The sequence below is a fragment of the Kitasatospora cinereorecta genome, assembly GCF_024172095.1.
Lineage (GTDB): Bacteria > Actinomycetota > Actinomycetes > Streptomycetales > Streptomycetaceae > Kitasatospora > Kitasatospora cinereorecta.
In genome coordinates, this window is sequence record NZ_JAMZDX010000009.1 from 196,582 (window position 1) to 211,234 (window position 14,653).

Consider the following 14,653-nt stretch of genomic DNA (forward strand, 5'->3'; position numbering starts at 1 on the left):
GTCCTGCTGGTGGTCAGTGGTGCGAGGGCTCGGACTCGTTCAGGACCGCGCAAGAGGTTGCTGTGGTGGGCGGTCCGTTGACACGCTCAGCGGCATACTGAGGTGATGAACTTCTGGGGTGGGGTCTGGCGGGAGCAACTGGGGTCGCGGGGTACTGCGGGAGCTGCTGAGGCAGACGGCGGAGGGGATCGGGGTCGTCCTGCACGAGTCGGACGATGAGTGGGGGTCCCTCGCGAAGTATGTCGATGCAGGGCTCGGCCGGCGGGTGGCGGTGTATCCGCCCGACGAGCAGCGCCGGGCCTTCCGGGTGGTCCTCGCAAGTGACCTTCCGAGTAACTTCCCGCGCCTGGCCGGCGGGTGGACCGCCGATCCGGCCGAGGTGGTCAGGGCGGTGGTGGCCTGGACCGGCGGAGCGGGGCTCGAGGAGGCCAAGGCGCAGGCCCCGTGCATCGAATTCCGGCCCTGGGCCCTCGCGCACGAGCGGGAGCCGTTCGGCGGGGTCGAGTTGGAGTGGCACCTTCAGTTGGACCGCATCCACTTTCCGCCGGGCGACCGGGACCTACGCACGCATGCGTTGCTGGCTGCGGCGTACGCCCAGCCGGTGCTCCGCCGGCTGACACCTGCGCTCAGCATGATGAACGTCTGGTTCTCCACCAGTGTCAGGGCGAACTGGAAGACACATGTCGGGCACATCCTGTGGGTGCACGAAAAGGGGGTCTACGGGGTACACAACGGGCGCGAGGTGATCGCGCGCTTCGAGACGCCGGAGGAGGCCGTCGCCCTGGTGGTGGCCACCCTGCCGGAGGGGCTCGGGCCAGCACGTTAAGGATGGTCGGTCACAGGCCAGAACACGCTCCAGGCGGGGCAGACCCCAGGTCATCTGCGGAGCCACATGAGGATGGCTGCGAGGTGGAGTGCGGCCTGGTAGGCGATGGCGAGTCTGTCGGTGCGCATGGCCAGACCGCGCCACTGCTTCAGACGGTTGATGCACCGCTCGACCGTGTTGCGCTTCTTGTAGGCCTCGCGGTCGCCGTCGCGGTCGCGTTCCTGGCCGGGGAGGTCCGGAGCCGGATGGCGGGACCGGTCGACCGGCCGTGCTCGGTGATGCGAACCGGAGCTGTCAGCGGACAGGAACGCCACAGGCCGCGAGGACGAGATGCAGCCTCTTCTCGGCGACATCCGTCAACGGCGGAACGAGCAGCGTGGTGACTCCGGCTTCGACGGCCGCACCGTCGTGGCCGGACCGGTCGCCGACCATCAGCGCCTCGGAGGGTTGGACCCCGAGCCGGTCGAGGGCCGTACGGAAGATGGCTGGGTCGGGTTTGCACGTGCCGTGCTCGAACGACAGGACGTAGTCGTCGACGTAGGTGTCCAGGCCGGCCTTCAGGAAGGCGGGGCGGATGTCGACGTGAATGTCGCTGACGACCGCCACCTTGAGCCCGGCTGCTTTGAGCGCCATCAGGGTGGGTGCCACATCGGCAGCGAACAGGTTGTCAGCTGCGTCGGACAGAGTTTCGTACATCGCGTCGGCCAGGACGGAGTCCACTCCGGCGGCCCCGACCCAGCGGAGGTAGCTCTCGCGATGGGCTGCGGCGGTCAGATCCGCTTCGGCCCAGCCCTGCTCGACGTCGGGGCGATCATCAGCTTGGTGAGCACGGGCAGGCTGTCACCCGGCTACCGACGCGTCAATCCTCGCGCAGGCGCCTGCGGGCCCTGATCCGCTACCTCGGTCGCGATGGTGGGAGGATCATGCCGACACGTGCACGGATGTGCGAGGAGGCATGGTGGAGGACGGCACGAGGCATGACCACTCCGCGTGGGAGGCGGTCGTGCTCGCGGCGCGTGAGCGCGCCCGCGCGCGGCAGGCGCTCATGGTGGAACGCTACAGCCTGTCCGGTGACGTGCAGTACGCGTGGTCGATGGACGACGCGAGGATGACGTGGTCGCGGGGCGGGCAGGTGTTCCTGACCGGCCGGATCACGATGATCGGCAGCGTGAGCCTGGACCGCGGGACGTGGCTGTGGGCGTGGGCCAATGACTCGCTGCCGCGGGCGGTGGTCGGCGACATCGAGGAGGTGCGCCGATTCGGCGAGGCAGGCGGGTTCCCCGTCCTGCCGTGGCAGGGCTTCGACTACCACCCCGAACTCGTCGCCGAGGCGCGGATGGTCGCGGCATCGGTGCTCGACGCCGACGGGCTGTGGGCCGAGTCGACGGACGGGATGCAGTTCCACTTCCTGCTGCACGACCTGACGCGCGTCGGCGGAGGCGCGTAGCTCGAACGCGTTCGGTACGAACATGTCCGGTCGTAGGATCGCGGCATGCCAACCCCGCAGAGCCGCCGCGAGCGTCCCGCCAAGCCCGCCCTCACCCGTGAGGGGATCGTCGACACCGCCGTTGCGCTGATGGAGCGGGAGGGGCTGCAGCGCGTCACGATGCGGCGGCTCGCCCAGGCGCTGGACACCGGGCCGGCGTCGCTGTACGTGTACGTCGCGAACACGGCCGAGTTGCACGCGGCGATCCTGGAGCGGCTGCTGGGGCGGGTGGACCTGGCCGCGGCCGGTTCGGCCGGTTCGGGGGAGGGGAACGGGGACTGGCGGGAGCGGCTGGATGCGGTGCTGGCGAGCTACGAGGAGGTGCTGTTCGCCCACCCGGCGCTCGCGCACGCGGCGCTGACCGCTCGGCCGGCGGGTGACAACTACCTCGCGCTGCTGGAGGTGCTGCTCGGGCTTCTCGCCGAGGGCGGTGTGCCCGATCTGCAGGCCGCGTGGGGCGTCGACATCCTGCTGCAGAGTGCCACCGCGTCGGCGGCGGAGCACTCGGCCCGCCGGGAGGACTCGCACGCGGAGGCGGACTGGGACCGGCTGCGGACGGCGCTGGCCGGTGCCTCTCCGGAGGTGCATCCGCATGTGCGGGCGCAGGCCGACAACCTGGTGTCCGGTACGCCGGTCGAGCGTCGGCGCTGGAGTGTGGACATGCTGCTGAACGGCATCCTCGCCACTCGTCCCACTCGGTGAAATTCATAGCGAACTTGTTCGTCACGAACATGTTCGTTACGTTGGAGGCATGACTCCCCACTACTCCACAGCCATCGTCGGCGGCGGCCTGGGCGGGCTGATGCTGGCGCGCGTCCTGCACGTCAACGGCATCGACGTCCCCGTGTTCGACCTCGACGCCGCTGCCGGCGCCCGCGGACAGGGCGGGATGCTCGACATCCACGACGACACCGGGCAGGAGGCCCTCCGCCGGGCCCACCTCCACGCGGAGTTCCTGGCCCGGGTCCACCCGGGCGGCCAGGCGCTGCGCGTCCTGGACAAGCAGGGTGCCGTCGTCCACGAGGAGGCCGACGACGCCGACGGCACGCGGCCCGAGATCGACCGCGGCGACCTGCGGAAGCTCCTGCTCGGCTCGCTGCCAGACGGCGCCGTCCGCTGGGGCGCCAAGGTCACCGGAGCCCACCCACGGGGCGACGGCCGGTACGAGGTCACGCTCGCCGACGGGAGCGCGTTCACCACCGACCTGCTGATCGGCGCCGACGGCGCCTGGTCGAGGATCCGGCCCCTGCTCACCGACGCCCGCCCCGCCTACAGCGGCATCTCCTTCGTCGAACTCGACCTCGAGGACGCGGACCGCCGCCACCCCGAGGCGGCCGCCCTCGTCGGCGGCGGCATGTTCTTCGCGCTCGGCGACGACAAGGGCTTCCTCGCCCACCGCGAGACCGACGGCAGCATCCACCTGTACGTCGCGCTGCGCGCCGAGGAGGCGTGGCTGGGCACCGTCGACTTCGCCGACGCCGACGCCGACGCCGCGAAGCGGGCCGTACTGGAGCACTTCGCCGACTGGGACGGCGCGCTGCGGCGGATGGTCGCGGATGCGGACGGTCCGCTGACCCCGCGCCACATCCACGCGCTGCCTGCCGGGCTGACCTGGGAGGGCCGCCCCGGCGTCACGCTGCTCGGCGACGCGGCCCACCTGATGTCCCCGTTCGCGGGGGAGGGGGCCAATCTCGCCCTGTACGACGGCGCCGAGTTCGCCCGCCACCTGCTCGCCCACCCCGGGGACGCCTTCGCCGCTGTGCGCGCCTACGAGCAGGAGATGTTCGCCCGGGCCGCCGGGACGGCCGCCGAATCGGCCCGGGCCCTCGATCTGATCTTCCACCCGCAGGCCCCGGCGCCGCTCGTCGACATGTTCCGCGGCCGGTAGGGAGGCAGGAGAGCGGCGAGGTGCCCGCTCTCGCCGCCCGGCCGCGGCCCCCGACTTGGCGGGCTCCGCGCGTCCGGCCTTACGCTGGAGGGGAATCCCAGTGCCCGCCGATGCTCCTCCCCGAGCAGTTCGACCGCAGCGGCCCGACGGTGGTTCGGTGGGCGGTCCGTCCCGCGGCGGTCGTCGTGAGGGAGACCGGTTCCCATGGACCTCAACACCATCACCGAGGTCGTCCGGCGTCCGGCCGACCGGCCCGGTCCGGACTGGCGCGAGGGCGACGCCTGGCTCGCCGGCGGAACGTACCTGTTCTCGACCGAGCAGCCGGACCTGCGCCGCCTGATCGATCTGACCTCTTTGGGCTGGGCCCCGCTGGTCGCGGACTCGAGCGGCCTGGAGATCGGTGCGACCTGCACCGTCCGTGACCTGTACGCGTTCGAGCCGCCGCGGGAGTGGACCGCGGGCCCGCTGCTCGCCACGAGCTGCGAGGCGTTCCTGTCCTCGTTCAAGGTGTGGAACGCGGCGACCGTCGGCGGCAACATCTGTCTCTCGCTGCCCGCCGGACCGATGATCACACTCACGGTCGCGCTGGAGGCCGGGTACGAGCTGTGGGCGCCCGACGGTTCGACCCGGGTCGTGGACGCCCTCGAGTTCGTCACCGGCAACAACCGCAACATCCTCGCACCCGGCGAACTCCTGCGCCGGATCCGGATTCCGACCGGTGCGCTGCGCAAACGCGCCGTGCACCGCCGCTTCGAGCTGACCCGCCTCGGCCGTTCGACGGTGTTCCTGATCGGCACCCAGACGCCCGGCCGCAACGACCTGTTGCTGACCGTCACCGCCGGGACCACCCGGCCGATCCGGATCGCCTTCGACTCCATGCCCGACGCGCCGACGCTCCAGCACAGCATCGACGTGATCCCCGCCGACGTCTGGTTCGCCGATCCCAACGGGACGCCCGAGCACCGGCGCCACCTCACCAAGCACTTCACCGAAGAGATCCGTCACGAACTCATGGCTGGGAGCCCGGCATGACCTTCACCGTGAACGGCCGGGGCTTCGACGAGGAGCCGCGGCCCGGCCAGTGCCTGCGCACCTTCCTCCGCTCGCTCGGCCACTTCGGCGTCAAGAAGGGGTGCGACGCGGGCGACTGCGGCGCGTGCACGGTGTGGCTGGACGGTCAGCCGGTGCACAGCTGCATCACCCCCGCGTTCCGCGCGGACGGCCGCGAGGTGACGACCGTCGAGGGACTCGGATCACCGGGCGACCTGCACCCGGTGCAGCGGCAGTTCCGGGACGCCCCGGGATTCCAGTGCGGCTTCTGCACCGCCGGGATGATCATGACGTCCGCGACGCTCACCGAGGCCCAGAAGGACGACCTGCCGAGGGCGTTGAAGGGCAACCTCTGCCGCTGCACCGGCTACCGGGCGATCGAGGACGCCGTGCGCGGCCGTACCGGCGTCGAGTCGGCGGCTCCCGGGAAGGCCATGGGGACGAGCGTCGGCGCACCGGCGGCCGAGGACGTGGTGACCGGCCGCGCCGAGTTCACCATGGACACCCGGATGGAGGGCATGCTGCACCTCAAGGTGCTGCACTCGCCGCACGCGCACGCCCGGATCGTCTCGATCGACAAGAGCGCCGCGCTCGCCGTGCCCGGCGTGCGCCGCGTCTACACCTGGCAGGACGTGCCGCGCCGGCGGTTCAACACGGCGATCCACACCGACCATCTCGTCGACCCGGACGACACCTTCATCCTCGACAACACGGTCCGCTTCGTCGGGCAGCGCGTCGTCGCCGTCCTGGCCGACACGGTCGCGGCGGCGGAGGAGGGCTGCCGCAAGGTCGTGGTCGAGTACGAGCTGCTGCCGGCCGTGTTCGACCCCGAGGAGGCGATGGCCGACGGCGCGCCGCAACTGCACGGCACCGACGACCCCTTCGTCCGGGACCCGGTCCACAACATCCTGCTGGAGATCCACTCGCACATCGGCGACGTCGACGCCGGCTTCGCCGAGGCCGACGTGGTCCACGAGGGCACGTACACCTCCCCGCGCGTGCAGCACGCCCACCTGGAGACGCACGGCTCGATCGCCTGGACGGCGGACGGCCGCCTCAACGTGCGCACCAGCTCGCAGTCGCCGTCGATCGCCAAGGTCAAACTCGCCTACCTGTTCGCCCTGCGGCCGGACCAGTTACGGGTGTTCTGCAAGCGCGTCGGCGGCGGCTTCGGCGGCAAACAGGAAGTGATCTCCGAGGACCTGGTCGCCCTCGCCGCGCTCGACACCGGCCGGCCGGTCTGCCTCGAGTACACCCGCGAGGAGGAGTTCACCACCGCCTCGCCCCGCCACCCGATGGCCCTCACCGTCAAGCTCGGCGCCAAGGCGGACGGGACCCTCACCGCCCTGCAGATCCGCAACGTCTCCAACACCGGCGCCTACGGCAACCACGGCGGCGAAACGCTGTACGCGGGCGGCGCGGCCGTCATGATCTACCGGTGCCCCAACAAGAAGTACGACGCCTTCGCCGTCTACACCAACACCGTCCCCAGCGGCGCGCTGCGCGGATACGGCATGACCCAGCCCGCCTTCGCCGTCGAATCGGCCATGGACGAACTGGCCCGCGCCCTCCACCTCGACCCGCTCGAACTGCGCCGCCGCAACATCGTCCGCCCCGGCGACCCGCTCGTCGCCCTGCACGACGGACCCGACGACGTGCACTTCACCGAGGACGGACTCGGCCGGTGCATCGACCTGGTGGACGCCGCGATGGCCCGTACCGCGCACCAGCCGGCCCCCGGACCCGACTGGCTGGTCGGCTCCGGCGTGGCCTCCTCCCTGCACGAGACCGCGCCCCCCACCGACCACATCTCGGAGGCCTGGGTCACCCTCGGCGACGACCTCGTCTACGAACTGGCCGTCGGCACCGTCGAGTTCGGCGAGGGCACGTCGACCGCGCACGTCCAGATCGCCGCCACCCAACTCGGCACCACCCCGGGGCGGATCCGCCTCGTCCAGTCCGACACCGACCGCACCGGCTTCGACACCGGCGCCTTCGCCAGCGCCGGACTCTTCGTCGCCGGCAACGCCGTCCTCCGCGCGGCCAACGCCGTACGCGACCGGATCCTGGAGTTCGCCGCCGCCCACACCGGCGTCCACGTCGTGATGTGCTCGATGGACGACGACGGCGTCCGCTGCGGCGAACAGCGCGTCCCGCTCGCGGACCTCGTCGCCCTCGCCCGGGCCCGCGGCATCCGCTTCACCGCCGCCCGCAAGGCGTACGGCTCACCGCGCAGCGTCACCTCCAACACCCAGGGATTTCGGATCGCCGTCCACCGCGTCACCGGCGAGATCCGCATCCTGCACAGCGTGCAGGCCACCGACGCCGGCGACGTCATCAACCCCGCCCAGGTCCGCGGGCAGGTCGAGGGCGGCGTCGCCCAGGGCATCGGCTTCGCCCTCACCGAGAACCACCTGATCGACGCGGACGGCGCCATGGTCAACCCCAACCTCCGCAACTACCGCATCCCCACGTATGCCGACATCCCCCGCACCGAGGTGCTCCTGGTGCCCACCTCCGACTCCGTCGGGCCGATGCGCTCCAAAGGCATGGCCGAGTGCTGCATCAACCCGGTGTCCGCCGCGCTCGCCAACGCCCTCCACGACGCCACCGGCGTCCGCTACCGCGCCCTGCCACTCACGCCGGAACGGATCTTCGGCCGGCTGAACGCCATCGCGCCGGTCACCTCGAGGACGGCCGGACCGCAATGAACACCACGCAGCCCCTGGAAGCGGACGCCGCCACGGCCATCCTCGGACTCAAGGTACGCCCGGGTCTGGAGCAGGAGTACCGGGCCTGGCAGAAGGCCGTCAACGCCGCCGCCGCCGACTACGCCGGCTACCTCGGCGCCGAGGTCTCCCCGCCGACCCCCCTGCAACCCGACTGGCTCGTCATCTACCGCTTCGACTCCATCGCCCACCTCCAGGCCTGGATCAACAGCGCGACCCGGCAGAACCTGCTCGACATCGGCGACCGCTACTTCGACGGCCCCGGCACCCAACAGGTCGTCCGGGGCGGACGGCAGGCCCCCGACCCGCTCGTCACCGTCGTCGTCGCCCACCGCGTTCACCCCGACCACGTCGACGACTTCCTCGACTGGCAGCAGCGGATGAGCCAGGAGGAGCGGACCTTCGCGGGCTTCCGCGGCACCGAACTTTTCCGTCCGATCGAGGGCCTCCAGGACGAATGGACCACGCTCTACCGCTTCGACAGCGCCGAGCACCTCGACGCCTGGCTGACCTCCGGCACCCGGCGCCGGATCCTCGAAGAGGGCGAGAAGTTCAACGAGTTCAAACTCCGCACGATCGACAACTCCTTCGGCAGCTGGTTCGCCTTCGAGGAGAACGGCAGGGAGGCCCCGCCGCCACCGGCGACCAAGACCGCCATCGCCGTGTGGGTCGGCCTCTACCCGACCGTCGTCCTGCTCACCCTCGCCCTGTCACCCCTGAAGATGCCGCTCTGGATCGGCCTGCTGGTCGGCAACCTGCTGTCCAGCTTCATCATGAGCTTCCTGACCATGCCCTACTACGTGAACCCCCTCCTGCGACGCTGGCTCCGCCCCACCCCCGGCGAACCGGCTGCCCGCACCAACCGCATCGGCCTCGGCATCGTCGCCGGCGTCACTGTCCTCTGGGCCGCGGCCTTCTACCTGATCACCAGACAGTTCTGGCACCTGCCCTGACCAACCGTCACCATGGCCGCCCGGAGCAACGTTTGTCTTAAAAGTTGAGTCGACGTGTTCCGTTCAGGCTCTGATTACCCGACCATGACAGCGTACCGCTGCGCCTACGCGCGTAGCGCGCACCCTCTGTTACCCCACTTGCACGAGGAGTGCTGTCACGTGATCAGATCCATCAACACCGCCCGCCCGCTGGCGCTCGCCGCCGCCGCGCTGGTGGTCCTCGCCGGTGCGGGCGCCGCACCCCACCGGGCCGCAGCGGCCGAGGCCGCCCCCACAGCCGCGGCCGCGGCGAGCACCCCCAAGCGGATCCTGTTCGACAACACCAAGGCCGAGACCGCCGGCAACGCCGACTGGATCATCTCCACCAGCCAGCCCGACCCGCTCGGTCAGAACGCCAACCCCACCACCGAGACCTCCTGGACCGGCGCCATCTCCGCCTGGGGTGTGGCCCTGCAGAAGACCGGCCAGTACAGCCTGAAGACCCTCCCCTCCGGGTCCACCATCACCTACGGCACCGGCGGCGCGCTCGACCTCGCCAACTTCGACGAGTTCGTGCTGCCCGAGCCCAACATCCGGCTCAGCGACGCCGAGAAGACCGCCGTGATGAAGTTCGTCCAGAACGGCGGCGGACTGTTCCTCATCTCCGACCACACCCAGAGCGACCGCAACAACGACGGTTGGGACTCCCCGGCGATCATCAACGATCTGATGACCACCAACAGTGTCGACAGCACCGACCCGTTCGGCCTCTCCGTCGACCTGCTGAACATCGCCAACGAGAACCCGCGCGCCATCGCCGACACCACCGACCCGGTGCTCAACGGCTCCTTCGGCAAGGTCACCGGCTCCATCATCCGCAACGGCACCACCTTCACCCTCAAGCCCGGCGACAACCCGGCGGTCAAGGGCCTGGTCTACCGCAGCGGCTACAGCGGCAACACCGGCGCCAACTTCGCGACCTCCACCTTCGGCAACGGCCGCGTCGCGATCTGGGGCGACAGCTCGCCGATCGACGACGGCACCGGCCAGAGCGGCAACACCCTCTACAACGGCTGGGACGACCCGGCCGGCACCGACGCCGCCCTCGCCCTCAACGCCACCGCCTGGCTCGCCCAGGGCAGCGGCGGCGGCACCGGTACGGGCACCGTCACCCTCACCAACCCGGGCACCCGCACCGCCACCGCCGGCACCGCCACCAGCCTCCAGCTCTCCGCCACCGACACCGCCGGCGGCACCCTGAGCTACGCCGCCACCGGCCTGCCGGCCGGGCTGTCCGTCAACGCCGCCACCGGCCTGATCAGCGGCACCCCGACCGTCGCCGGCACGTCCACCGTGACCGCCACCGCGACCGACTCCACCGGCCCGTCCTCCTCGGCGACCTTCACCTGGACCGTCAACCCCGCCGGCGGCTCCGGCTGCACGGCCGCCCAGCTGATCGCCAACCCGGGCTTCGAGACCGGCTCCACCTCGTCCTGGACCGAGACCAACAGCGGCGGCACCTCCACCATCAACAACAGCTCCAGCGAGCCCCCGCACTCGGGCAGCTACGACGCCTGGCTCGACGGCTACGGCACCACCAACACCGACACCCTCGCCCAGACGGTGACCCTGCCGACCGGCTGCACGAACTACACCCTCAGCTTCTGGCTGCACATCGACAGCGCGTCCTCGACGACCACCGCCTTCGACAAGCTGACGGTCACCGCCAACGGCACCACCCTCGCCACCTACTCCAACCTCAACGCCGCCACCGGCTACCAGCAGCGGACCTTCAACCTCGCCGCCTACGCCGGCCGGAGCGTCACCCTCACCTTCACCGGCGCCGAGGACTACACCAAGCAGACCTCGTTCGTCCTCGACGACATCACCCTCAACGTCTCCTGACGCCCCTTCGGTTGCCCGTCCCGCGCCGCATCCGGCCGGGGCGGGCAACCGGCGTTCCGCCCGGACCGCCTCAGGTGCCGTGGACGGCGGGTGCGGGCGGAATCGGGGGTACCACGAGGGTGGCCTGCGCGATCACGCGTTCGGCCACCGGGAAGTCCGTCCCGCAGTCGGTGCAGGACGCACCACCGAACAGGTACGACAGCCTGCGGGCGACCACCGGCTGTCCGTCGGCGAGCGCCCGCTCGTGCAGCCGCGCCGCCGGTCCCGCCGCCTCGGCCGGATCCATCGGCCGAAGTGGCGCCCTCACGACCTCGCCCAGCGCGTAGTCGTCGCTGCACGAGAAGGACTCGTCCTCGCCGATCACGATGAACAGGTCGACGCCGCAGTAGGGGCAGTCGACCTCGAACTCGCCCTGTGCCAGGTTGTCCAGGCACGTGTCCCAGACCTCGACGCCCTCGAACGCCAGAGCCATCCCGAGCAGCCCGAGGTAGTCATCCGGTTCCAGCGGCAGACGGAGGCAGTCGTCGGCGAGCCGTGCCAGCTCCGCGATCTCCGTGGCGTGGAGCTGCAACGCGGCGACGCCCTCGGCCGAGCGGCGCGCGGACGACACGATCGGGCCTGCCGCGAACAGGGTCCAGTGCCGCTCCGCAGGTTCCCGGGCGGCCGCGATCCCGGCCAGCCGGGGCAGGGCCGCGACGCCGGCCGAGAACGCGGTGTCGAGCTGCGGGCAGAGCCGATCCATCAGCTCCGACCAGACGCCCGGCGGGTCGGCCTCGAACCGGTCCAGCAGGTCCGGGACACCGTCCGCGGAGCCGTACGCGTCGCTGAGCTTCGACCAGTCCGTCATGCCCGGATCCAAGCAGACCGCCCCTGCCCGCCGACGGTGGGGTGTCAGCGGGTTTCGATGACGACCTTCTCGATGACCACGTCGTTCACCGGGCGGTCGTTGCGGGGGTTGGTCTCGGTGGTGCCGATGGCGTCGACGACCTTCTTGCCGGCATCGGTGGTGACCTCGCCGAAGATGGTGTGCTTGCCGGTGAGCCAGGTGGTCGGCCCGAGAGTGATGAAGAACTGGGAGCCGTTGGTGCCCGGTCCGGCGTTGGCCATGGCGAGCAGGTAGGGCTTGGTGAAGGCGAGGTCGGGGTGGAACTCGTCCGCGAACTTGTAGCCGGGGCCGCCGGTGCCGTTGCCCAGGGGGTCACCGCCCTGGATCATGAAGCCCTCGATGACCCGGTGGAAGACCGTGCCGTCGTACAGCGGGGCCGTGCTCTTCTGGCCGGTGTTCGGGTCGATCCACTCGCGCTCGCCGGTGGCGAGTTCCACGAAGTTCTTCACCGTCCTGGGGGCGTGGTTCGGCAGCAGCCGGATCTCGATGTCGCCCTGGTTGGTCTTCAGCGTCGCGTACAGCTCTTCCGCCATCACGTTCCTCCGGTCGTTGTCGTCGTGGCGGGGCCAGTCTTCCGGGCCGGGCGGGCCGGTCCGGGGCAGTGACACGGCATCTCACCCGCACGAGTGGCTGCCGGTGCGGGACGGGACGGGGATACGGATTCGCCTGGTGGGGCTGTTGTGGCGTAGAGTTTGGTTCACCGACGCGGGGTGGAGCAGCTCGGTAGCTCGCTGGGCTCATAACCCAGAGGTCGCAGGTTCAAATCCTGTCCCCGCTACCAACGGTCCGGGCCCGGTGCGATTCGTCGCACCGGGCCCGGCCACGTTCATGACTGTGCCGGTCAGGCGCCGTCCGGGAAGCCGGTCGCACGGCCGACCTTCTCCCACGCCTCGAGCTCGTCCAGGCTGTTCTGCAGCGCCGTGCGCACGGCGTCGACCGCGTCGCCGCCGAGGGCGAGGCGCAGCGGGGTGCGGTCGGCCTCCAGGGCGGTGAGGATCGCGGCGGCGGCCTTGACCGGGTCGCCCGCCTGCTTGCCGTCGGAGTCGGGCAGGCCGTCGCGGACCGGGCCGACGAGGGGCGTGTAGGCCGCGATCGGGGCGGAGTGGGCCAGTGCGCCCGGGCCGGCGAAGCCGGTGCGGAACGAGCCCGGCTCGACGACCAGCACCTTGATCCCGAAGCCGGCGACCTCCTGGGCGAGCGCCTCGGACAGCCCCTCCAGCGCGAACTTGGTGGCCGAGTACGCGCCGACGCCGGGGAAGGACATGCGGCCGCCCATGCTGCTCAGCTGCACGACGGCGCCCGTACCCTGCTCCCGCATGTGGGGCAGGACGGCGCGGGTGAGCGCGGCGGGACCGAAGAAGTGCAGTTCCATCAGGTCGCGCAGCTCGTCGTCGGTGGTCTCCTCGACCGCGCCGATCAGGCCGCGCCCGGCGTTGTTCACCAGGACGTCGATCCGCCCGTACCGGGCGATGGTGTCCGCGACCACGGCGGGGATCTGCTCCGCGTCGGTGACGTCCAGCCGGACCGGCACCAGCCGGCCGGGGTGTTCGGCGGCCTGCTGGGCCAGTGTCTCGGGTCGGCGGGCGGCGGCGACGACCGTGTCGCCGGCGTCCAGGGCGGCCTGGGCGATGGCCCGGCCGAAGCCGGAGTTGGCGCCGGTGATCAGCCAGATGCGGCCGGCGTCGCCGCGCTCGGAAGTGATGTCCATACGGTGATCCTCTCCCACCGGTCGGCGTGCCGGTAGCGAAAATTGACGATCAGTCACCGACGATGCCGACCCGGCTTCACCCAGGGCTGAACGCCGCTCCCTTCCCCCGGCGCCCCGGATCCCTAGGCTGGAGGGGTGAGCACTCATGCACAGAACGAAGGCCGCGTCATCCCCCTGCGTCCCCATGCCTCGTCGCCCGGTCCCGGTGCGGCGACCCGCGTCCCGACCGCTCCCGCGCCGAAGGAGCCGCTGTTCCGTGACCTGGTGGGCGACGTGCTGCGGCGCGAGCGGCTCGCCCAGGAGCGCACGCTGAAGGACGTCGCGGACGCGGCCCGGATCTCGATGCCGTACCTGTCGGAGGTGGAGCGCGGACGCAAGGAGGCCTCCTCGGAGGTGCTGGCGGCAGCCGCCAGGGCACTCGGGCTCGGCCTCGGCGACCTGCTCTCGCTCGCCCAGGACGAGCTGGCCCGGTACGCGCAGAGCCGGTACGCGCCGAGCCGGGCGGTCCGGGGCCGGACGGCGCCCACGGCGCGGCACGACGGCCTCTGCCTGGCCGCCTGACCACGACCGGCTGCCCCGACGGCCGGTACGGCGGGCGGCCAACCACCGCCGTACCGGCCGTTCGGGCACCGCGCGAGGTCAGGCGAACGCGAGCCGCCGGCTCAGCACCTCGTCGGCGAGCCCGTACGAGACGGCCTCCTCGGCGGTGAGCACCATGTCCCGGTCCATGTCCGCGCGCAGCTTGGCCGCGTCGTGGTGGGTGTGCCGGGACAGCACCTCCTCCACCTGCGAGCGGACGCGGACCATCTCCTTGGCCGCCAGGCTGAGGTCGGACACCGTCCCCTGCCGCCCGCCGCTGGCCGGCTGCCCGAGCAGCACCCGTGCGTGCTGGAGCACGAACCGCCGCCCGGGATCCCCGCCGGCCAGCAGCACCGCCGCCGTCGACGCCGCCTGGCCGACGCAGAACGTGGAGATCGGCGCCTGTACGAAGGTCATCGTGTCGTAGATCGCCATCAGCGAAGTGAACGATCCGCCGGGGGAGTTGAGGTAGATCGAGATCTCGCTCTCCGGGCTCGCCGACTCCAGGTGCAGCAGCTGCGCGATGACCACGTTGGCCACCCCGTCGTCGATCTCGGTGCCGAGGAAGATGATCCGCTCGTTCAGCAGCCGGCTGAAGACGTCGTAGGACCGCTCGCCCTGCGCCGTCCGCTCGATGACGTACGGAACCGTGTAGGAGCCCATG

The 14,653-nt window shown here is 71.1% G+C and carries 14 protein-coding genes, 1 tRNA gene and 1 pseudogene; 10 read left to right on the forward strand and 6 right to left on the reverse strand.

Annotated features, from left to right (window positions below):
* Positions 1 to 271: 271 nt before the first annotated feature.
* Complete coding sequence (locus FHR36_RS40200; RefSeq protein WP_253804824.1) at positions 272 to 826, forward strand: DUF6193 family natural product biosynthesis protein; 555 nt, start codon at positions 272 to 274, stop codon at positions 824 to 826.
* A 50-nt stretch (positions 827 to 876) separates the two neighbouring features.
* On the opposite strand, the pseudogene FHR36_RS38160 reads toward FHR36_RS40200, so the two are convergent.
* Positions 877 to 1,029 (reverse strand): annotated as a pseudogene (locus FHR36_RS38160) (IS5/IS1182 family transposase); the annotation flags it as partial.
* A 91-nt stretch (positions 1,030 to 1,120) separates the two neighbouring features.
* The gene (locus FHR36_RS38165; protein WP_301331269.1) at positions 1,121 to 1,600 is read right to left on the reverse strand and encodes an HAD family hydrolase; all 480 of its coding nucleotides are present in this window, start codon (positions 1,598 to 1,600) and stop codon (positions 1,121 to 1,123) included.
* 181 nt (positions 1,601 to 1,781) lie between these two features.
* Between FHR36_RS38165 and FHR36_RS38170 the strand changes: the two genes are divergently transcribed.
* From FHR36_RS38170 to FHR36_RS38200, 7 genes are all read left to right on the forward strand, one after another.
* Positions 1,782 to 2,273 (forward strand): DUF6882 domain-containing protein, encoded by a 492-nt coding sequence (locus FHR36_RS38170; RefSeq protein ID WP_253804828.1) that lies wholly within the window; start codon positions 1,782 to 1,784, stop codon positions 2,271 to 2,273.
* 45 nt (positions 2,274 to 2,318) lie between these two features.
* Positions 2,319 to 3,014, forward strand: coding sequence for a TetR/AcrR family transcriptional regulator (locus tag FHR36_RS38175; protein ID WP_253804829.1), 696 nt, complete (start codon positions 2,319 to 2,321; stop codon positions 3,012 to 3,014).
* A gap of 49 nt (positions 3,015 to 3,063) precedes the next feature.
* A complete protein-coding gene (locus FHR36_RS38180) occupies positions 3,064 to 4,200 on the forward strand; it encodes an FAD-dependent oxidoreductase (protein ID WP_253804830.1) in 1,137 nt (378 codons plus the stop codon).
* A 204-nt stretch (positions 4,201 to 4,404) separates the two neighbouring features.
* The gene (locus FHR36_RS38185; RefSeq protein ID WP_253804831.1) at positions 4,405 to 5,232 is read left to right on the forward strand and encodes an FAD binding domain-containing protein; all 828 of its coding nucleotides are present in this window, start codon (positions 4,405 to 4,407) and stop codon (positions 5,230 to 5,232) included.
* The gene (locus FHR36_RS38190; protein ID WP_253804833.1) at positions 5,229 to 7,961 is read left to right on the forward strand and encodes a molybdopterin-dependent oxidoreductase; all 2,733 of its coding nucleotides are present in this window, start codon (positions 5,229 to 5,231) and stop codon (positions 7,959 to 7,961) included. Before FHR36_RS38185 ends, FHR36_RS38190 begins: the two co-directional genes overlap by 4 nt.
* Positions 7,958 to 8,932, forward strand: coding sequence for an antibiotic biosynthesis monooxygenase (locus FHR36_RS38195; protein WP_253804835.1), 975 nt, complete (start codon positions 7,958 to 7,960; stop codon positions 8,930 to 8,932). The genes FHR36_RS38190 and FHR36_RS38195 overlap by 4 nt, the downstream gene beginning before the upstream one ends.
* A 159-nt stretch (positions 8,933 to 9,091) precedes the next feature.
* A complete protein-coding gene (locus FHR36_RS38200; RefSeq protein ID WP_253804836.1) occupies positions 9,092 to 10,816 on the forward strand; it encodes a putative Ig domain-containing protein in 1,725 nt (574 codons plus the stop codon).
* Between the two features lie 70 nt (positions 10,817 to 10,886).
* Here the strand turns inward: FHR36_RS38200 and FHR36_RS38205 are convergent, their stop codons facing one another.
* Entirely contained in the window at positions 10,887 to 11,663 is a 777-nt protein-coding gene (locus tag FHR36_RS38205; RefSeq protein ID WP_253804838.1) for a hypothetical protein, read from the reverse strand.
* A gap of 44 nt (positions 11,664 to 11,707) precedes the next feature.
* Positions 11,708 to 12,235: a peptidylprolyl isomerase gene (locus FHR36_RS38210; RefSeq protein ID WP_253804840.1), complete on the reverse strand. Its 528-nt coding sequence runs from the start codon at positions 12,233 to 12,235 to the stop codon at positions 11,708 to 11,710.
* A gap of 171 nt (positions 12,236 to 12,406) precedes the next feature.
* Between FHR36_RS38210 and FHR36_RS38215 the strand changes: the two genes are divergently transcribed.
* A tRNA-Met gene (locus tag FHR36_RS38215) sits at positions 12,407 to 12,483 on the forward strand.
* 60 nt (positions 12,484 to 12,543) lie between these two features.
* Here the strand turns inward: FHR36_RS38215 and FHR36_RS38220 are convergent.
* Positions 12,544 to 13,410, reverse strand: coding sequence for an oxidoreductase (locus tag FHR36_RS38220; RefSeq protein WP_253804842.1), 867 nt, complete (start codon positions 13,408 to 13,410; stop codon positions 12,544 to 12,546).
* A gap of 135 nt (positions 13,411 to 13,545) precedes the next feature.
* Here FHR36_RS38220 and FHR36_RS38225 point away from each other — a divergent pair, with 135 nt between their 5' ends.
* Positions 13,546 to 13,971: a helix-turn-helix domain-containing protein gene (locus tag FHR36_RS38225; RefSeq protein WP_308199735.1), complete on the forward strand. Its 426-nt coding sequence runs from the start codon at positions 13,546 to 13,548 to the stop codon at positions 13,969 to 13,971.
* Positions 13,972 to 14,049: 78 nt separating this feature from the next.
* On the opposite strand, the gene FHR36_RS38230 is transcribed toward FHR36_RS38225, so the two are convergent.
* Entirely contained in the window at positions 14,050 to 14,652 is a 603-nt protein-coding gene (locus FHR36_RS38230; protein ID WP_253804844.1) for a ClpP family protease, read from the reverse strand.
* Position 14,653 lies beyond the last annotated feature (1 nt).